The organism is Caproiciproducens sp. LBM24188, from assembly GCF_054130445.1.
The window spans coordinates 1,070,491-1,088,830 of sequence record NZ_CP196862.1; the positions used below are offsets into that span (position 1 = coordinate 1,070,491).

Genomic DNA, 18,340 nt, shown 5'->3' on the forward strand with positions numbered 1-18,340 from the left:
GGAAAAATTTCAAGCGAAATAGGTGATTCCGTTGAGCGCTGAGCTCCTCATTGAAACCACAAATAAAAAAGTCTATGAAATCAGTGAACTTGTAAAATCAGCTGAATGGTCTGACACCATGAATAACGGATGCAGCAAGTTCACTTTTTCGTATGTTGCCACAGGACCCGGAATTGATAACGGCACAATCGTCCGTTTTAAGTACAATGGAGCCAACATCTTTTATGGCGTGGTGTTCAAACATGAAGTCGCCAAGAACAAAATTGTTACCGTGACAGCCTATGATATTTTGCGATATTGCAAGGCAAAGGATACCATCGTTATAAACGGCGATACCGCAACCACCCTGGCAAAAAAGATGTGCAACTATTTCGGGTTACCGGTCGGAACGCTCACGGATACGGGATATAAGCTGGCCACGGCGGCGCAGAGCGACAAAACATGGCTGGACATTATGTACTCTGCGATTGGCGATACGCTCCGAGCAACGGGGAAATGGTTTGTTTTGCGGGACGAATTTGGGTCTATCTGCCTGCGGAATCTTACGGAGCTGGAAACAAATCTGATTCTTGGCGATGGTTCTCTATGCTATGACTATTCGTATAGTAAATCCATAGACGATGATTTCTACAACGAAATCAAGCTGGCCGTAGACAATGAAGTCACCGGGAAAAGGGACATTTACATCGCAAAAGATTCCGCCTCAATCAACAAATATGGACTGCTGCAGTATTTCGATGTTATGTCGTTCAGCTCAACCTCTACCGGTACCGGCAGCCAGTCCGATACGAATAAGGTAGCCAATGAAGCAAAGAAAAAGGCTCTTGCTATACAAATGGCGAACGCGCTCTTGTCGCTCTATAACGGCGAAACGGAATCTTTCTCCATGAGTTGCATCGGAAATACGGCAATTCGAGCCGGAAGCAGCTTTCACGCTTATCTTTCAGAAGTTGGCATCAATAAACGCCTAATCGTTAAATCGGTCACGCATACGTTTTTGCCGAACCACACCATGAAATTGGACGTGAGGATATGATAAATGAAATAAAGCAGATTGTTGAGGGATATCTGAATAATCGGAAGCCCGCCTGCCTGATGATTGGCACGGTAGTTGCCGCCGGGGTGAAAATCTCTGAAAAGCTCACGTTACCGTGGGAATTGATTGACGGTACACTGCGCGATTATGCCGCAGTGGGTGATACCGTGCGGCTTATCCGCGATGATGGCGGCGCAAGGTATTACATCGTTGAGATTATCGGATATGTACCGGCCACCAAAGGTCGCACAATACAGATTGAACCGATAACCATAGGCAGCACGACCATATCGGAAATTAAGATAAAGGATGTGGTGAAATGATTCTTGCAAACACGGTTACAACCGACCTGGCGCTCTCTGACGAGATAGAACAGACACAAACCTATAAAGTCTCAGATGATAAGATACAGGGCATCACAGACGGGCTGACAGCCTTACAGCAAACGATTGAGCATATGCTGAATACCGAACGATATGAATACCCGGTGTATTCGCTTGATTACGGTTTTCAGTCGGACGACCTGATTGGCAAAGACCGGGAGTATGTAGAAGCGGAACTGCAGCGCCGGATCCGGGAATGTCTGCTCGCTGACGACCGCATTACAGGCGTTGACAATTTTCAATTTTCCGTCAACGGCGATGAAATGCTCTGCACGTTCGACGTTGAAAGCGTTTATAAAACAGTATCAATGAGCAAGGCGGTGACAGTCTGATGTGGGAAAATATGACCTATGAAGCAATTCTCTCGGACGCTCTCTCAAAGGTACCGAGCGACGTTGACAAGCGGCAAGGGTCAGTAATTTACGACGCACTTGCTCCAGCTTGTTTCAAGCTCGCTGAGTATTATGCACAGCTTAAGAATTTTATTGATCTTGTGCTGGCTGATACAGCTGTTGGCGAATACCTTGATCGTGTTGCCGATGAGCGGAACATAACGAGAAAACGGGCGACTGCGGCGGTTCGCAAGGTAACGGCAAGCAAAGCGGTGGACATCGGTTCCCGATGGGCTATTGACGACGTTGTGTATGATATCACAGCGTTAATTTCTGATGGTGTGTATTCCGCGACGTGCGAAACTGCCGGGAGCGCCGGAAACGCTTATGCCGGGCAGTTATCTAATATAGACAATACCAGCGATGCGACGGTCGTGCTCGGCGACATTATAATATCCGGCACGGATGAAGAAACAGACGAAAACCTGCGGGCACGATTTTATGAGCAAATTCGGAAACCGTCGACCAGCGGAAATGTATATGATTACGAAAAATGGGCGCTGTCGGTTGCCGGTGTGGGCGCAGTGAAGGTATATCCGTTATGGAACGGCAATGGCACAGTGAAAGTTCTTGTTGTTGATTCCAACAAAGCGATTGACACAAGTCTGGAACAGAAAGTCGCCGATTATATTGAATCTGTCCGGCCGATTGGCGCGGCTGTAACAGTGTCAAGCCCGGAAGGCTTTGAGATTAGCGTTGCGGCCAATGTTACGCTTGACGGTTCTGTGGCACTGGCAGATGTTCAGTCGGCGTTTACGACTTCATTGAGCGAATATTTGAAGTCGAGCGTGTTTAAAACGTATAACATCAGTTATGCAAAAATCGGCTCTTTGCTGCTTTCCACGCCCAGCGTGGCGGACTACAACTCGCTAATGGTGAACGGCGGCACGTTAAATATAACCATCCCAGACGAGGATATTCCTGTAGTAGGAACCGTTGCATTATCGGAGGCGAGTGCATGAACCTGATTGATTTATTGCCGCCGTTGTACGACGGTAACGCTACGATGCAGGAACTGCAGGGGATTCTCACTAATAAAGTAAAATCAATGATTTTAGACACCGGGGTTACGATTGACGAGTGTTTCATTACGACCGCTTCGGCTCTGCTCTCCCGGTATGAAAAGATTTACGGCCTTACTGTAGATGTGTCAAAGTCGGATGATATGCGAAGGGAAATTTTAAAAGCAAAAATCGCCGGAATTGGAACGGTTACAAAGCAGATGCTGATTGATACCGCAGCATCATATTCAAATGGTGCGGTGGAGATTATTGAAAAACCGGAAGATTACAGCTTTATTGTAAAATTTACTGGGACACTCGGAATCCCCCAAAATATGGCGGGCCTTATGGACACTATAAACGAAATCAAGCCGGCACACCTGGCGTTTAGCTTTGAGTACACATACAGGACACACGGTATGCTGACTGGTTATACTCATGCGCAGCTGGCGGCATATACTCACGAAACAATCAGAGGGGGCACGATGTAATGGCAATGACTACTACGAATTACGGGCTGACGAAACCGGAGACCACGGACAATTACGACATCGAAGTCCAGAACGGAAATATGGATAAAATCGACACCGAGCTGAAAAAAGCGGAGAATCACCGAAACAATACTGATAACCCTCACAAAGTGACCGCTGAGCAGGTAGGGGCAATTAATCCAAACCTACTAATAAACGGTGATTTCCGTGTAAATCAGCGTGGACACGAGTCATATTCCACAGCCGGATACACATTTGATAGGTGGATGAACGCATATATAGAATCGGGATTTATATCTACTATTCAGCGACGTGCGAATGAAGGTTTGCCTACATCTAATGCGTACTGTATTCGGATTAGTATAGACTCGGTAAATATTGCATCATATAACAATTTTATGCAATGGATGGAAGATGCGCCGAATGGAGTAAGTCCATTTCAAGGGAAAAAAATTACATTTTCTGTTGGTGTGCGCAATATTAATGCAACATACCGGGCTATTTATATTGGATATAAAGAAGCGGGTGCATCAACCGCCGCATTTGTAATTCAGCCTATTCCGATAGGTATAAACAAACGTATGAGTATAACTGCTGATATTCCTATGGGAGCAAGTCGTGTTGAGTGTGGAATAGGTGTTACAAGAGGTATTACTTCCGATGATATTGGAACGTGGTTAGATATTTGGGATGCAAAACTAGAAGTTGGTTCTGTACCTACAGCTTTTTCCCCGCGTCCTTATGCAGAGGAATTGGCATTATGTCAAAGATATTATCAAATACGCTCAAGCAGTTCGGTAAGCACAGTAGATTTAAGGCCAACTATGCGTACAACACCGACCAAAAACAGTGTTAGTGGCGGGTACGCTTATGATGCGGAAATTTATTAAGGAGAGTAAACAATGAATGCACCTGAAATAAAAGTATATGTCAAAACAAATGCGGCGGGGTGTATAACCGATGTAAATAGTTCTATTTTCTTGCAGGATGCCACAGGATGGACGCAGATCGATGAAGGAATCGGTGACAGGTACGCCCACGCTCAAGGCAACTATTTTGAAAAGCCATTGATTGATGAAAATGGGTGTTTTATCTACAAACTGGTAGATGGGCATCCAGTAGAAAGAACAGGCGAAGAAAAAGCGACTGAAATTGCCGCTCGTCCGTCTCCACCACCAACTGAAATTGACCAGATTCGCGCTGACGTTGATTATATTGCAGTTATGATGGGGGTGACATTATGAACGTGCTGAAAATGGCAAAAAAGTATTATCCGGTGCTGTGGAACATAGGCCGGATTAAGGCATTGGTCGCAGCCGGAAAACTGACGCAAGAGGAGTATAAGGAAGTAACTGGCGAAAATTACTCCGAATAACGGAGCAGGAGGGCTGAAAAATGATCAAAGGTATCGACATATCCCACCACCAAAACAACCCTGATTTTAAGCGTGTTAAGGCTGCGGGCGTACAGTTTGTGATGATTAAAGCAACCGAGGGAGTAAATTACATAGACCCGTGTTTTAAAGCAAACGCAGCGGCGGCAAACGCGGCAGGACTGCCAATCGGTGTATATCATTTTCTGCGTGCGGGAAGCGTAGAAAATCAAGTTAGGGATTGCTTGGCGGCAATTAAGCCGTACAAAATCACTTGGCCGGTTGCTGTAGACGTTGAACACAGTGAGCTGCTTGCAATGGGGCGGGACAAGCTGACTGATATGGTGTTAGATTTCTGCGCACGGATTAAATCTGCCGGATACCAGCCGATGGTATATAGCAATTACAACTGGCTTTATTCCGCGAAACACCTTGACGTTACCCGGATTAAATCCGCCGGAATCCCTATCTGGATGGCATGGTATAACAACGCGACACCCGATAATACCGACCGGTCCGCATTATGCGATATGTGGCAGTATGCGAGCGACGGCCACGTAGATGGCATTACGAGCAACGGACTGGATATGAATGTAGCGTACAAAAATTACGCTCCTGCCTTCCGTTGCGACACCACCGCGGACATGGAAATCAAGCACGGTGCGTATTACCAAATGAAGATTACCGTATCCAATGGTAATCCGCCGCAGGTTACAACCGGCACGCCCGACGTTGTAACCATCCTGCCGCGGTACGTGGTAGGTAACGACCATTATATTTACCTGTGCGCAGTGGGAGCTCCGGGCAGCGGGACCGGCATCTACATCAATAATGTTAAGCAGTTTGTGGTCAATGTAAAATAAAAGCCGGACAACCCGGCGGAAAGAGGGACATATATGGATAAGGTAAAAGCGGTATTTATCGCCATTTTCACAGTTTTGTCGGCGTGGCTCGGTGTGCTGGCTGTGCCGGTGTTTACACTGGTATCGCTCAATGTAATTGACTATGGCACAGGCCTCGTCGTGGCCAAGTATCGGGGACAAAAAATCAGCAGTTATCGCGGCTTCCGGGGAATCCTGAAAAAAATCTGCATGTGGTTGCTGGTTGCAATCGGCGCCATTATTGATATGCTGATTACATACGGCGCAGAGCAGGCTGGCATTGTGTTGCATCTTGGTTATGCAGTGGCATCCCTGGTAGCAGTGTGGTTAATCTGTAACGAAATAATTTCGATTCTTGAAAACATGGCTGACATCGGCGTGAGCTACCCGGAATTTTTGAAGAAGATTGTGGACAAAGTGCGCGACCAAGTTGAGAGCAAAGCTACTCTGCCAGATAATGAAAAATCTGAATAACATAGCAAATCCCCCGTTGGCCTATTGGCTGGCGGGGGATTTTTTGCTTTATGGGGTTTTTGTTAATAAAGGACGAAAATCAAAAAAGATTGGTTGATGGGATATTTCTATAATTATACGAAATAAGTTATAGTTATACTTTACAGATATGCGTTTGGCGGAGGATAAACCCGTCTATGGTGACTGTCTAGCAGATACTGTTTAGGTTAGTTATTTCCACTTTTGATCATGAACGAGGGCGTTTCGTGTTGCATGTGTTGCATTTTTTAATGTATTTTTGTGTTTTAAGCAATATAATAGTCCGATATAAAATACTCTGAAAACGTGAAAAACCCGCATGAATACTGAAAAAATCAGCGTTCGTGCGGGCTTTTGATTGGCAGGGGCAGAAGGACTTGAACCCTCGGCACGTGGTTTTGGAGACCACTGCTCTACCAACTGAGCTATACCCCTATATTGTGTTAAAATGAACCGCGGATACAATATTATCACGTTCTGGAACCTGTGTCAATATAAAAAGTTGAAAATGTCGAAAGGAAAGTTCATAGAATTGTACTTGACAGATTGAGACGCTGACTGTATAATTACTTTTATGTAATATGTTTACTAATACCCCTGCCTGGCGGCGGATGGGAGGGAAAATAAATGGCTGAGATTAGAGTTAAAGACAACGAGTCCCTGGACAGTGCGCTGAGAAGATTCAAAAAGCAGTGCGCAAGAGCCGGAGTCATCGCAGAGGTTCGCAAAAGAGAAGCTTACGAAAAGCCTTCTGTCAAACGCAAGAAAAAGTCTGAAGCAGCGCGTAAACGCAAGTTTAAGTAAGTTTTGCGATTCCATACGAAGAATAGAAAAAGCGGGCTGAAAGCCCGCTTTTTTAGCTTGACCGGGTTTTGTTTAAAAATAAAAAATTGATGGATATTATAGCAATGAAAGCATAGAATGGCTAAACGGGCCTTTTTTGCTTTGGCAGGCTAAATTTCTGTTTTTATTATTTTTAGCAGAACCTAAAAATTCGGCGAAGGAATATCGATCGATTGTCCTTCGTACCATGGATAAAAATCCATTGAAATTTGTGAAAGCGGAGGGTTTCTTAGTGGCGCTGTTTCTTCCTACCGTGTCCGTGGATAAAATAACCGACATTACCCCGGAACTCATCCGGGCAATGAAGGTTCGCGCGGTGCTTCTGGATGTGGACAACACACTGGCGGAAAATGGGTCCCAAATCCCTCTGAAGGGCGCTTTGGAATGGGTGCAGTCCATGCGGGCTCAGAATATTTTGATGATGATTATGTCAAATAATTTTGAGGAACGCGTAGCGCCGTTTGCCGCAAAGTTCGACCTTCCGTTCCTGAGTCTTTCGCTGAAGCCGCTTCCGCTGGCTTATCACCGTGCAGCGCGCCGGTTGGGCGTACCCGTACGGGAAATTGCCGTGGTGGGTGATCAGATTTTTACCGATGTCATTGGCGCGAATCTTGCATTTATGAAGTCCATTCTGCTGGTTCCGCCTACCCTGGAAACAACGCTTTCTTTTACCATTCGCCGGCGTTTGGAAAAGCCGATTCGGCGCCGTATTGAAAAAACGCGCCGCGGAAGGGAATACTTTAAGTAAAGGAATGTTGCAGCATGAACGGTAAAAAAGTTTTGGTTCTGCTTGGGCCAAACCTCAATTTTGTAGGAATCCGGGAAAAGGGCGTATATGGCGATGAAACCGCGGACAGCATCAACGCCCAGATTTTGGAGAATGCGGCAAAGCTCGGTTATGAGTGCGACATTTTCCAGTCCAACCATGAAGGCGAGCTGATTGACAAAATTCAGGCTGCGCGCGGTGTTTACGACGGTGTCGTCATCAACGCGGGCGCGCTGACCCATTACAGCTACGCGCTGCGGGATGCGATTGCCAGCGTGCGGATTCCTTTTATTGAAACGCACATGAGCAACATTTATGCACGCGAAGAATTTCGTCATAAAAGCGTAATTTCCGCCGTTTGTGCGGGCCAGATCTGCGGATTCGGCAAAACCAGTTATTTTCTGGCTCTTGCCGCGCTGAAGGACCTTATGTAATCAAAAAATAGCTTGAAAAAAGCGCCAAAATATTATAAGATATTTCATAGGAAAATTTAATTGGAGGATTAAACCATGATATCTGCAGGCGATTTCAGAAATGGCGTAACATTTGAGATGGATGGAAATGTTGTTTCCATTATTGAATTCCAGCATGTTAAGCCAGGCAAAGGAGCTGCCTTTGTTCGTACCAAAATCAGAAACGTGATTACCGGAGCCGTTACCGAAAAAACGTTTAACCCGAACGACAAATATCCCACCGCTTTCGTAGAGCGCAAGGACATGCAGTACCTTTACAGTGACGGCGACCTTTATTATTTTATGGATAATGAGACCTTTGAACAGATTCCGATTAACAAGAGCGTTCTTGGCGATAATTTCAAATTTGTGAAAGAAAACATGGAATGCAAAGTTCTTTCCTACAAAGGCAATGTGTTCGGCATTGAGCCCCCGAACTTTGTGGAACTCGAAGTGGTAAAGACTGACCCAGGCTTTAAAGGCGACACCGCAACGAACGCCACCAAGCCCGCCACACTTGAAACCGGTGCGGAAATCAAGGTTCCTCTGTTTATCAACGAAGGCGAAAAAATTAGAATTGACACCCGTACAGGCGAATATATGGAGCGTGCATGACCCATACTATACATGTTTCGTATGATTCTGACGGGCAAAAATGGGAGGAAAAAGCATGACTAATACAGAAAAAGTTGCGTACATCCGTGGTTTGGCCGAAGGTCTTGAACTGGATACCGATAAAAAAGAAGTAAAGGTTCTGAATGCAATCATCGATTTGCTGGATGATCTTGCTCTGTCCGTTTCCGACCTGGAGGATAACCTCAATGATCTGGAAGACCAGGTTGACGAAGTTGACGCGGATCTGGGTTCTTTGGAAGAGGATTATTACGGCGAAGACGATGATGAAGATGAGGACGAAGACGAAGATGACAGCGACTATTACGAAGTAACATGCCCGAACTGCCATGAAACGATTTGTCTGTCGGAAGACATCATCGAGGACGGTCAAATGGACTGCCCGAATTGTGGTGAAACATTGGAATTCGATTTTGATGAATGTGGCTGCGGTGATTGCTGCGATCACAACCACGAGGACGAAAACGAATAATCATTTTTGCAGAATGAAAAGGCACTGTTTCGGCAGTGCCTTTTTTATTTTTGCATATTCTGTTTGGGTGGCATCAGCGCCGCATCAAACAGTTGGTTGATGCCCCTTTGTGAGAGGATTGACGTTGTTACCAGAATCAGGTATAATACAAATATTGTACCAAATGATACAATTTGAGAAGGTTGCGCTCGAAATGAAAGAAGTAAAGAAGCAGAAGCAGTATGCAGCGCTGCTTGCGCAGACTTTTTTGTTTAATGAAACTGACGGCGGTCTGGTGGAGCTGGCTTTTCAGGATGCGGAATGCCGGTGCATGGAATTCGATTCCGGCGAACCGGTTTACACCAGAAGTCATTTCAGCACCAGTATGGGGCTGGTCCTTTCGGGGAAACTGACGGCGTATAAACCGTCAGAAGACGGTTCCGGCTTGCCTATGAATACATTTTATCCCGGCGGTATTTTTGGGGTGGCGGGTTTGTTCCATCAAACAAAACGCTATGTGTCGGAAGTAAAGGCGCTGAAACGAAGCAGGGTTTTGTTTCTGTCACAAGGGTTGCTGCAAAGGCTGTTTCAGCAGGATTACCGCATTGCGGAAAATTACATTGCCTTTCTTTCCAGTCGAATCTGCTACTTGAACAGCTGCATTGACCACTTCACCGGGGGGAATGCCCGGCGTCGGCTGTCGTCGTTTTTGCTGAGTATTTCCGAGCGGAGCGCGGACCCGTTGAAATTTGAACTTCCCGGTACGCTGACGCAGCTGGCCGGCACCCTGGATATGGGGCGTGCCTCCCTGTATCGCGCGATGGATTCCCTGGAACAAGAGGGCATTCTCCGCCGCAGCGGGAAAACCATTGTATTAATCGACCTGGAACGGCTGAAATCCGGCGTTCTCTGAGAAAGACAAGAGGAAACACTTCCTTTGCTGCAGAAAATTTGCCGATTTCGCTTTCTGCATGAATCGATAGTTCCTTGAAAAATTTAGAAAAGGATGGTCTTACCTATGAGAACAAAAAGAATGACCGCTTTGACTTTGGCAGCTGCGCTGTTCTTTTCCGCTGCGGCAGGCTGCAGCGGCCAAAATCGGGCCGCGTCTTCTTCCACAGCACCGGTTTCCTCTTCCTCCAGTACGGCTCCCGCAAGCTCGACGCCTGCCGAAAAGACAAAAATTCGTCTGGCAACGCTGAAAGGCCCGACCGGACTGGGTATGCTGAAGCTGATGAGCGACAACGACGCCAAAACAGCCGCGAACGATTACACCGTTACGCTTGTGGGTTCTCCGGATGAAATCGTATCGAAAATTTCCACCGGGGAAGTGGATGTGGCGGCGGTGCCGACCAATCTTGCCGCAACGCTTTACAATAAGACCAACGGAAAGGTTCAGCTTGCCGCGGTCAATACGCTCGGCGTGCTTTCTCTTTTGACCAGTGAAGATGACGTAAAGAGCATAAAAGACCTGAAGGGGAAAACCATTTATTCTTCCGGCCAGGGCTCCATCCCGGAATATGCAATCAATTACATTTTAAAGCAAAATGGACTTGAAGTTGGTAAGGATGTTACGGTAAAATATGTTACGGAACATGCGGAACTTGCCACACAGATAATTTCCGGCAAAGCGTCGCTTGCGGTTCTTCCGGAACCTTATGTGACACAGGTAATGGTGAAAAATCCGAAAATCAAGATTGCCTTGAACCTGACAGAGGAATGGAATAAGGTGGCCGGTGAAAAGAGCGTTCTGACCATGGGCTGCCTGATTGTGCAAAAGGCCTTTGCAGAAAAGAACAAGGATGCTTTCAACGCGTTCCTAGAGGAATACAAGGCGTCCGCGTCCTATACGAATTCCAGTGCAGCGGATGCCGCCGCGCTTTCGGAAAAATACGGGATTATGCCGAAGGCAATCGCCCAGAAGGCGATTCCGAACTGCAATATTGTTTATATGGACGGCGCCGAAATGAAGTCGAAAATCCCGGATTTTCTGAATGTCCTGTTCCAGGCAAATCCGAAGTCGGTCGGAGGAAAGCTGCCCGGTGATGATTTTTACTACGAAAAATAAAACCACTCCTTATTCCAGGGCGGCCGGGAAAGTTCTGGCCGTTCTGTTTTGGGTTGCGGTTTGGCAGATTCTATATATGATCGTACGGCAGGAGATACTCATCGTATCTCCTGCCCGCGTTATGCAAAGAATTTCAGAACTGGCGGTCAGCGGGGAATTTTGGACTTCTGCGCTGAACTCAATTCTACACGTGCTGTGGGGCTTTTTCTTCGGTGTTGCAGCGGGTGTACTGTTTGCCGTGCTGACTTCCTTTTCCAAAGCGCTGAACGATTTGTTTTACCCCCTGCTCAGCATGATTAAAGCAACGCCGGTGGTTTCCTTCATTATCCTCGCCCTTGTCTGGATCCGCTCTGACCACGTGCCGGCTTTTACCGCTTTTCTGGAAGTGACGCCCATCGTGCTTGGCAACGTGGCCAACGGAATTGCGAAAACCGACTGCGGGTTGCTGCAAATGGCGCGCTGTTACCGTTTTGGGGTCTTTCGAACGGTGCGCCGGGTCTATATTCCGTCAGTTATGCCGTACTTTACCGCCGGCTGCACAACCGGTATGGGGCTTGCGTGGAAAACGGCCATTGCGGCCGAGGTGCTGGCCAATACCGTGCTGTCCATCGGCGGCCACATTTATGATTCCAAGGTCTACCTCGAAACGGCGGACTTGTTCGCGTGGACCACGGTGGTCATTCTTCTGAGTGTAATTCTGGAACGGATGATGGTGAGCCTGATGAAAAAAATCGGGAAACGGTATAATGTCACGCTGTAGCGCGGATTTTTCTGCGAAAACCGCTTGATTGACGGATAACGGAAGAAAAAAGGAGATTCCATGGAAATCGAGATCAAACATGCCTGTAAGCGTTATGGGGATACCCTTGTGCTGGAGGACTTTTCGTTGAAATTGCCGCAAAAGGGTACAGCCTGTTTTTTCGGGCCGTCCGGATGCGGAAAAACAACCCTGCTGAACTGTATTGCCGGGTTGGTAAAACTCGATTCCGGCGAAATTTCCGGCGTGAAGGGGCGGCGCTTTTCCTACCTGTTTCAGGAGGACCGCCTGCTGCCGTGGATTTCCGCGCAGGATAACGTCGCCGCAGTGCTGCGGGGCGGGAAAAAGCAGACGGAAGCGGAGGCCGCCCGATGGCTGCGCGATGTCGGTCTGGCCGGGAATGAGGGCAAACGACCGGAGGAACTGAGCGGGGGAATGCGGCAGCGAGTGGCGCTTGCCCGCGCGCTGGCATACGGCGGCGAATTTTTTTTGCTGGACGAACCCTTTCATGCGCTGGATGAGAAAACGAAAAGCGAAGTGATTTCCCTTTTTCAGAAAAAAACGCCCGACACGCTTAGGCTTTTTGTGACACATGATCGACACGAAGCGGAACAGCTCGCGGATATCATCTATGTTTTGCAGGGGCCTCCGTTAAAAATCATTAAAATGATTACAAAATTTTAACACTTTTCTCCGGATAGTGTGCGATAATATTCTTATAACTCGAAACTGCTCTTTTTTTTGAAGTTGAATTGTGCTATACTTAACCGGTTGCAGATGTGCAGATTATTTGATGGGAGTAGTTGTATGATTTTTAAAAGAAATACCTTAAAAAATTTAATACCGCAACTTATTATAGATAGTGTTTGCATTTTCTTCAGCTACTGGATTGCCTTTATGCTGCGATTTGAAAACGATGTTCCTTGGTATTACTGGATTTCCTTTGGACATACCATTCCGTGGATTACGCTGATTTGCATTCTGACCTTTATTGCTTTTCGTTTTTATACCACGATGTGGCAGTTTGCCAGTCTGGACGAGCTCCTGCTGATTTTCTATGGTACTACGACGGCGTGCCTTGTGGTCAGCCTGGCGGATTTTGCCATTTCCCCACATGTTTTCGGCATGCTGCGGTTCCCGTTTTCGGTGTATATCATCGGATGGGTATTTACCTTTTTCCTGGTTGGCGCCTCGCGGTTCAGCTTCCGTTTGTATCGCCGCATGAAGCGCAAAAGTCAGGTTACGCTGGGTAACGAGGAAGAATTCCACCGCGTTATGGTAATTGGCGCGGGCGAAATGGGTTCCATGGTGATTAAGGATATGAAATCCGCACCGGAAAGCAAGGGCATTCCGGTTGTTGCAGTGGATGATGACCGCCGGAAAAAGGGAACCCGCATTCACGGCGTAAAGGTTGCTGGCGGGCGCGAAAGCATTCCAAAGCTGGCCGAGCGCTACAATGTCGACCAAATTGTGCTTGCCATTGCCAGTGCTTCCAAAAAGGACAAGCAGGAAATTGTGAACATCTGCTCCAAAACGGGCTGCAAGCTGAAAACCATTCCGGCGCTTTATGAAATTATTGAAGACAGCGCCGACCCGTTAAAAATCCGCGACGTCGATATTGTCGACCTTTTGGGTCGTGATGAAATCCACTTGAACGTGGAGGAAATCAGCGGCTATTTGAAAGGAAAAACCGTTCTGGTAACCGGAGGCGGCGGTTCCATCGGCAGCGAGCTCTGCCGTCAGATTGCGTACTTTAACCCGAAAAAACTGATTATTTTTGATATTTATGAGAACAACGCCTACGATTTACAGAATGAGCTTCTCATGAAGTTCAAGCATCTGAATCTGGAAGTACTGATCGGTTCTGTGCGTGATAAAAGCCGCGTGGAGCATGTGTTTTCTGTGTTCAAGCCGGACGTTGTCTTCCATGCCGCTGCGCACAAGCATGTGCCTCTTATGGAATTAAGCCCGGGTGAAGCGGTGAAAAACAATGTGTTCGGTACGCTGAACGTTGCGCAAGCCTGTGATAAGTACGGCGTGAACCGCATGGTATTGATTTCCACGGATAAGGCGGTCAACCCGACTAACGTGATGGGCGCAACCAAACGAATCTGCGAGCTGATTATTCAGTATTTCAGCCGCCACAGCAAGACGGACTATGTGGCGGTTCGTTTCGGCAATGTGCTGGGCAGCAACGGCAGCGTAATCCCACTGTTTAAACGGCAGATTGCAAACGGAGGCCCGGTTACGGTAACGCATCCGGATATTATTCGTTACTTTATGACCATTCCGGAAGCGGCGCGTCTGGTAATTCAAGCGGGCGGCATGGCACACGGCGGGGAAATTTTTGTGCTCGACATGGGCCAGCCGGTGAAAATTTTGGATTTGGCGCGCAATCTGATTCGTCTTTCCGGGTTCCAGCCCGATGTGGATATTAAAATTGAGTTTACCGGCCTTCGTCCTGGTGAAAAGCTTTACGAAGAGCTTTTGCTCGACAGCGAAGGCGGCTGCCAGAAGACTTCCCACGAGCTGATTTATATTGGTACGCCAATTCCGTTTAATGAGCAAACCTTTCTGGAGCAGCTGGAGAAACTGCGTGCGGTCGCCGGAGTGGACAATGTAAAAATGATTCAAATCATACATGAACTGGTTCCGACTTATTCCGGCCACGCAGAAGAAAATGACGCGCTGGCGCAGACGAAATAACCGAAATCTCAGGGAATATAAAGGGAGTGTTGTGGAATGAATTTTCATTCATTTTACAACACTCCCTTTAATCGTTCATATTTTATTTTCTAGAGTTAAATTAAAATGAATCGGGTTCCTCCAACATACGGGTGGGCGGAGGATTGATTTTCCCCTTCTGCCAGCAATCGTAGCACAGTCCGATATAACTTTCGTTTCCGCCGATAAAAATCTGTTCGCCCTCGCGGACGATTTTGCCGTCGTGAATTCTAGCGTTGACCTCTGCCTTCCGCCCGCAGGTGCAGACGGATTTAATTTCCATCAGGGAATCTGCAATTTCAAACAAGCGCCGGCTTCCTTCAAACAAGTGCGTTTGGAAATCGGTTTTCAGGCCGAAGCACAGTACCGGAACAAACTCAATCGCAATGTCTTTCAGCTGGTTGATCTGTTCTTCGGAAAGAAATTGTGCTTCGTCAATGATCAGCACATCATAGGGGTTTTTCTGGTACCAGTCGTAAAGATTCATATCCCGGCGAATCAGAATCCCAGTGTCTTTCAGGCCAATCCGCGACCGGACCGTGGTATCGCCGTCCCGGTTGTCCACCTCCGGCTTCATTAGGCCGACCCGGTAGCCCTTTTCCTCGTAATTGAACTTCACCATCAGCGCCTGTGCCGTTTTGCTGCTGCCCATGGCACCGTACTTAAAATACAGTTTTGGCATGTCCAACTCCTCCGTTCCCATTCAATCGCTTTCATCAGCAGTTACTTAAGTATAGCACAGTTTTTCCATCAGGAAAATGAATGCCCTGATTTTTTCAGACACTATAAAGTCGTTTCCCCCAGCATACGGTAAATGTGCTGTTTTCCGCATATATTTGTAGCCAGGGGGAGTGCGGATGAAATGGATGATCATTTCCGAAAAAAGAGTGGTCGGCGTGCTTTGCGGCATCTGTTTTCTTGCCGTTGCGGCCATGGCCGCGCCAAACGTACTGTCCGAAGCCGCATTTTCGGAAAGCCGGGCGATTCCCATACGAAGTGTGCAAACATCAGAAAAACGTGCGGCGCTTACGTTTGATGCCGATTCCGACGATTTGGAAACGCGCAGGCTGCTCGAAGTGCTGCAAAGGTATCAGGTGAAATGCACCTTTTTTACGGTTGGCGCCTGGGCGGAAAAATACCCGGAATCCATCCGGGCGATTACCGCGCAGGGGCATGAAATCGGCAACCATTCCGCCACGCATCCCCACCTGAGCGCACTTTCCAGACAGCAGATATCCGCACAGATGCAATCGTGCAGCCGCAGCATACAAAATGCCAGGGGAGCCCGGCCAACCCTCTTTCGCCCGCCGTATGGGGAAAGCGAATCGGTGGTCGCGCAGGTGGCCCGGTCACTCCAAATGACCTGTGTTTTGTGGAACGTTGACAGCATGGACTGGATTAACCTGCCCCCGCGAGAGATTTCAGAAAGGGTAGTAACTCAGGTAGAACCCGGCTCCATCGTGCTGCTCCACTGCGGCGGCGCCAGAAATACGGCGTCCGCTCTGCCGCGAATCTTGAAAACCCTGCAGTCGGAGGGGTATGAGCTGGTTCCCGTTTCACAACTGCTGTATCCGGAACCCTATGCGGTTACGGAGGCTGGGGTGCAGGTTCCCGCTATCCGGCGGTAAAATCATCGTATCATCGTTTTATCTCTGCAAGTTGGTTTGTATCAAGGCAAAATTCGGCTATAATAATGGTATCGATTGTTTTTCTGGAAAAATTAGAAACCGGAGGATGTTTATGGCCAAAATTACAGATCTTCAAAAATGTGCGCGGCCGGTTCGTGTAACCGGAAAAACCGTTTTGGAATACAATTTTGATCAGCATTATTTTTCCATGTGGGTGCATGCCTCGGGCCAGGAGGGCGGCATGGAAAAGTGCCCGCCCAGCATCCAACTGGATGCTGAAATGGCGAAACGGCTTTGCGGCTATCTTCAAGAATTTATTCATCAAAGTGATTTGAAAAATACATAATTTCATTTTTCACGCAAATACTGTTTTTGTTCCAATCAACTGCGAAAAAACGGCAGCATTGAATTGCTGCCGTTTTGCCATATGTGACTTTAACCGCTCCAAAGCTCTGATGATGGATTCGCCGTACCCTGAAACCGTAAAACACAGGACAAAATCAGAAGAAAAAACGGAGTGAAAAAATGATTCCCATCATTTTATGTGGAAAAAGCAATGATACTGCTATTTTAGACGCGCTTGTACCCGCTCTTTCTGAGTATGGAAATGTGCTTTGCTTCGGGCCGCAAAAGCTGACCGGAGACGCGGACAAAGAAGCAGATTTTATTGTTTTTGACTGTGAAAAACTTCCGTCGATTGATTTAAAAACCGGAATTCTGCTGTTTAAAAACAGCTTTGAAGCGCAGGGCCCGCTTCAGGTTCCGGATGGATTTTCCTGTATTCTGGATTCGCAGAATCTGCATGCCGCGGCTGCCCTGCGGGGCTCCTGTGCGGCCGCCATCACGTGCGGAACCAGCTCCAAAGATACCATAAGCATTGCCGCTTTGGACGAAACCAGCGCGTCGCTCAGTTTACAGCGCAGCATTTTGACGATTTCGGGAACGGTTTTGGAGCCTCACGATTTTACCGTATCCCTACGGCCATCGCTCGGGCCACACCGGGTTTTGGCGGTGTGCGCTGTTCTGCTAGTTTGTGGAATAGAATCTTCCGAAGGTTATACGATATAGATTCTAATAATTAACAGTCATAAACACAATCTCCCTTACGCACAATATAAACGCAAACGCAAACAATACAATAATTCAATTAAGGAGTGTTGTAAAATGACTAGCAGCAATAAACATGTTGTTCCTGAAGCAAAAGCAGGATTGGATAAGTTCAAGATGGAAGCTGCCAACGAAGTTGGCGTAAACCTGAAGCAGGGTTATAACGGCGATCTTACCTCCAGAGAAGCTGGTTCTGTCGGCGGCCAAATGGTTAAGAAAATGATTCAGAGCTACGAGGAAGGCCTCAAATAAAGAAAGTATGAACGGAGCGTCATGCCAATCGGCATGGCGCTCTTTTTAAAGTCAGAAGAATGGCTCCCTCGGCCATAAAACGGATTTGCAGAAAACGAGCGTCGGTCCCTCTCAAAAAAGAACCGGCGCTCATGCCGCATCAGCTTTCATAATCTTCAATAATCTGATTGAGTCGGTCCACACTGTAAACCTTAATCCCTTCTTTTAATAGTTCCTGATCCGCCGTCGGAAGAGAGAAAACGTCCACGTCAATTTTCTGGATCGGTATGATTTCGTCATTGCAAAACACGCCGATACCGCCTTCGTATTCTTTTACCGTGTAAACATCCGGTTTACTTTCCTGGCTGGCCATCGCGTTAATTTCGCTGCTTCCTTGACTTGAAGACGTAATTGGGGTAGAATTATAAAATATATTTGAAGAGGAGCTCTCCGGCTGGGTGCGAATCCGGCTTCTGTTTACGACAAAATTTATGGAAAGCAGTACCGCAACCAGAATCGCGGCTGCGCTCAGAAGCAGTACGGATGCTTTTTTCAACAATATCACCTCAGGTGATATTATTTGTAAAATCTGGAAGAATTATTCAATTTGATTAGATGTTTTCAAAAACCGT

General features: G+C 47.3%; 26 protein-coding genes and 1 tRNA gene. 24 read left to right on the plus strand and 3 right to left on the minus strand.

Annotated elements, in window-relative coordinates; translation table 11 throughout:
• The first annotated feature begins 22 nt into the window (after positions 1-22).
• Genes ACSVDI_RS05110 through ACSVDI_RS05155 form a run of 10 tightly spaced genes read left to right on the plus strand, consistent with a single transcriptional unit; the run spans position 23 to position 6,030 of the window.
• Entirely contained in the window at positions 23-1,036 is a 1,014-nt protein-coding gene (locus ACSVDI_RS05110; protein ID WP_457945249.1) for an XkdQ/YqbQ family protein, read from the plus strand.
• The gene (locus ACSVDI_RS05115; RefSeq protein ID WP_457945250.1) at positions 1,033-1,359 is read left to right on the plus strand and encodes a DNA helicase; all 327 of its coding nucleotides are present in this window, start codon (positions 1,033-1,035) and stop codon (positions 1,357-1,359) included. Before ACSVDI_RS05110 ends, ACSVDI_RS05115 begins: the two co-directional genes overlap by 4 nt.
• Positions 1,356-1,751 (plus strand): DUF2634 domain-containing protein, encoded by a 396-nt coding sequence (locus tag ACSVDI_RS05120; protein ID WP_457945251.1) that lies wholly within the window; start codon positions 1,356-1,358, stop codon positions 1,749-1,751. The genes ACSVDI_RS05115 and ACSVDI_RS05120 overlap by 4 nt, the downstream gene beginning before the upstream one ends.
• A complete protein-coding gene (locus tag ACSVDI_RS05125; RefSeq protein ID WP_457945252.1) occupies positions 1,751-2,773 on the plus strand; it encodes a baseplate J/gp47 family protein in 1,023 nt (340 codons plus the stop codon). The genes ACSVDI_RS05120 and ACSVDI_RS05125 overlap by 1 nt, the downstream gene beginning before the upstream one ends.
• Positions 2,770-3,303 carry a putative phage tail protein gene (locus ACSVDI_RS05130; protein ID WP_457945253.1) on the plus strand — a complete coding sequence of 178 codons (534 nt, stop codon included), beginning with the start codon at positions 2,770-2,772 and terminating at the stop codon, positions 3,301-3,303. The genes ACSVDI_RS05125 and ACSVDI_RS05130 overlap by 4 nt, the downstream gene beginning before the upstream one ends.
• Positions 3,303-4,193 carry a hypothetical protein gene (locus ACSVDI_RS05135; RefSeq protein ID WP_457945254.1) on the plus strand — a complete coding sequence of 297 codons (891 nt, stop codon included), beginning with the start codon at positions 3,303-3,305 and terminating at the stop codon, positions 4,191-4,193. Before ACSVDI_RS05130 ends, ACSVDI_RS05135 begins: the two co-directional genes overlap by 1 nt.
• A 12-nt stretch (positions 4,194-4,205) precedes the next feature.
• Positions 4,206-4,547, plus strand: a complete 342-nt coding sequence (locus ACSVDI_RS05140; RefSeq protein ID WP_457945255.1) for a hypothetical protein — start codon at positions 4,206-4,208, stop codon at positions 4,545-4,547.
• Positions 4,544-4,678 (plus strand): XkdX family protein, encoded by a 135-nt coding sequence (locus ACSVDI_RS05145; RefSeq protein ID WP_457945256.1) that lies wholly within the window; start codon positions 4,544-4,546, stop codon positions 4,676-4,678. The genes ACSVDI_RS05140 and ACSVDI_RS05145 overlap by 4 nt, the downstream gene beginning before the upstream one ends.
• Positions 4,679-4,698: 20 nt before the next feature.
• Entirely contained in the window at positions 4,699-5,538 is an 840-nt protein-coding gene (locus ACSVDI_RS05150) for a glycoside hydrolase family 25 protein (protein ID WP_457945257.1), read from the plus strand.
• A 33-nt stretch (positions 5,539-5,571) separates the two neighbouring features.
• Positions 5,572-6,030: a phage holin family protein gene (locus ACSVDI_RS05155; protein ID WP_457945258.1), complete on the plus strand. Its 459-nt coding sequence runs from the start codon at positions 5,572-5,574 to the stop codon at positions 6,028-6,030.
• 377 nt (positions 6,031-6,407) lie between these two features.
• On the opposite strand, the gene ACSVDI_RS05160 is transcribed toward ACSVDI_RS05155, so the two are convergent.
• A tRNA-Trp gene (locus ACSVDI_RS05160) sits at positions 6,408-6,483 on the minus strand.
• A gap of 192 nt (positions 6,484-6,675) precedes the next feature.
• Here ACSVDI_RS05160 and rpsU point away from each other — a divergent pair.
• From rpsU to ACSVDI_RS05210, 10 genes are all read left to right on the plus strand, one after another.
• Positions 6,676-6,852: a 30S ribosomal protein S21 gene (rpsU, locus tag ACSVDI_RS05165; RefSeq protein WP_457945259.1), complete on the plus strand. Its 177-nt coding sequence runs from the start codon at positions 6,676-6,678 to the stop codon at positions 6,850-6,852.
• A 250-nt stretch (positions 6,853-7,102) separates the two neighbouring features.
• Positions 7,103-7,639, plus strand: coding sequence for a YqeG family HAD IIIA-type phosphatase (locus tag ACSVDI_RS05170; RefSeq protein ID WP_457945600.1), 537 nt, complete (start codon positions 7,103-7,105; stop codon positions 7,637-7,639).
• A gap of 14 nt (positions 7,640-7,653) precedes the next feature.
• Positions 7,654-8,091, plus strand: a complete 438-nt coding sequence (gene aroQ / locus ACSVDI_RS05175; protein WP_457945260.1) for a type II 3-dehydroquinate dehydratase — start codon at positions 7,654-7,656, stop codon at positions 8,089-8,091.
• Positions 8,092-8,166: 75 nt separating this feature from the next.
• The gene (gene efp / locus ACSVDI_RS05180; RefSeq protein ID WP_457945261.1) at positions 8,167-8,724 is read left to right on the plus strand and encodes an elongation factor P; all 558 of its coding nucleotides are present in this window, start codon (positions 8,167-8,169) and stop codon (positions 8,722-8,724) included.
• A gap of 55 nt (positions 8,725-8,779) precedes the next feature.
• Positions 8,780-9,214: a CD1247 N-terminal domain-containing protein gene (locus ACSVDI_RS05185; RefSeq protein ID WP_457945262.1), complete on the plus strand. Its 435-nt coding sequence runs from the start codon at positions 8,780-8,782 to the stop codon at positions 9,212-9,214.
• A 193-nt stretch (positions 9,215-9,407) separates the two neighbouring features.
• Positions 9,408-10,106, plus strand: coding sequence for a Crp/Fnr family transcriptional regulator (locus ACSVDI_RS05190; protein WP_457945263.1), 699 nt, complete (start codon positions 9,408-9,410; stop codon positions 10,104-10,106).
• A gap of 105 nt (positions 10,107-10,211) precedes the next feature.
• The gene (locus ACSVDI_RS05195; protein ID WP_457945264.1) at positions 10,212-11,261 is read left to right on the plus strand and encodes an ABC transporter substrate-binding protein; all 1,050 of its coding nucleotides are present in this window, start codon (positions 10,212-10,214) and stop codon (positions 11,259-11,261) included.
• A complete protein-coding gene (locus ACSVDI_RS05200) occupies positions 11,239-12,021 on the plus strand; it encodes an ABC transporter permease (protein WP_457945601.1) in 783 nt (260 codons plus the stop codon). Before ACSVDI_RS05195 ends, ACSVDI_RS05200 begins: the two co-directional genes overlap by 23 nt.
• Before the next feature lie 60 nt (positions 12,022-12,081).
• Complete coding sequence (locus ACSVDI_RS05205) at positions 12,082-12,702, plus strand: ABC transporter ATP-binding protein (RefSeq protein ID WP_457945265.1); 621 nt, start codon at positions 12,082-12,084, stop codon at positions 12,700-12,702.
• A gap of 213 nt (positions 12,703-12,915) precedes the next feature.
• The gene (locus ACSVDI_RS05210) at positions 12,916-14,724 is read left to right on the plus strand and encodes a polysaccharide biosynthesis protein (protein ID WP_457945266.1); all 1,809 of its coding nucleotides are present in this window, start codon (positions 12,916-12,918) and stop codon (positions 14,722-14,724) included.
• Positions 14,725-14,824: 100 nt separating this feature from the next.
• On the opposite strand, the gene ACSVDI_RS05215 is transcribed toward ACSVDI_RS05210, so the two are convergent.
• Positions 14,825-15,424, minus strand: coding sequence for a thymidine kinase (locus ACSVDI_RS05215; RefSeq protein WP_457945267.1), 600 nt, complete (start codon positions 15,422-15,424; stop codon positions 14,825-14,827).
• Positions 15,425-15,599: 175 nt separating this feature from the next.
• Between ACSVDI_RS05215 and ACSVDI_RS05220 the strand changes: the two genes are divergently transcribed.
• The 4 genes from ACSVDI_RS05220 (at position 15,600) to ACSVDI_RS05235 (ending at position 17,729) form a co-directional block, all read left to right on the plus strand.
• The gene (locus ACSVDI_RS05220) at positions 15,600-16,370 is read left to right on the plus strand and encodes a polysaccharide deacetylase family protein (protein ID WP_457945268.1); all 771 of its coding nucleotides are present in this window, start codon (positions 15,600-15,602) and stop codon (positions 16,368-16,370) included.
• Positions 16,371-16,482: 112 nt separating this feature from the next.
• Positions 16,483-16,716, plus strand: coding sequence for a hypothetical protein (locus ACSVDI_RS05225; protein WP_457945269.1), 234 nt, complete (start codon positions 16,483-16,485; stop codon positions 16,714-16,716).
• A gap of 179 nt (positions 16,717-16,895) precedes the next feature.
• The gene (locus ACSVDI_RS05230; protein ID WP_457945270.1) at positions 16,896-17,438 is read left to right on the plus strand and encodes a hypothetical protein; all 543 of its coding nucleotides are present in this window, start codon (positions 16,896-16,898) and stop codon (positions 17,436-17,438) included.
• Between the two features lie 96 nt (positions 17,439-17,534).
• Positions 17,535-17,729 (plus strand): alpha/beta-type small acid-soluble spore protein, encoded by a 195-nt coding sequence (locus ACSVDI_RS05235; RefSeq protein WP_457945271.1) that lies wholly within the window; start codon positions 17,535-17,537, stop codon positions 17,727-17,729.
• A gap of 139 nt (positions 17,730-17,868) precedes the next feature.
• Here ACSVDI_RS05235 and ACSVDI_RS05240 read toward each other — a convergent pair whose 3' ends face one another.
• A complete protein-coding gene (locus tag ACSVDI_RS05240; protein ID WP_457945272.1) occupies positions 17,869-18,264 on the minus strand; it encodes a BofC C-terminal domain-containing protein in 396 nt (131 codons plus the stop codon).
• Positions 18,265-18,340 lie beyond the last annotated feature (76 nt).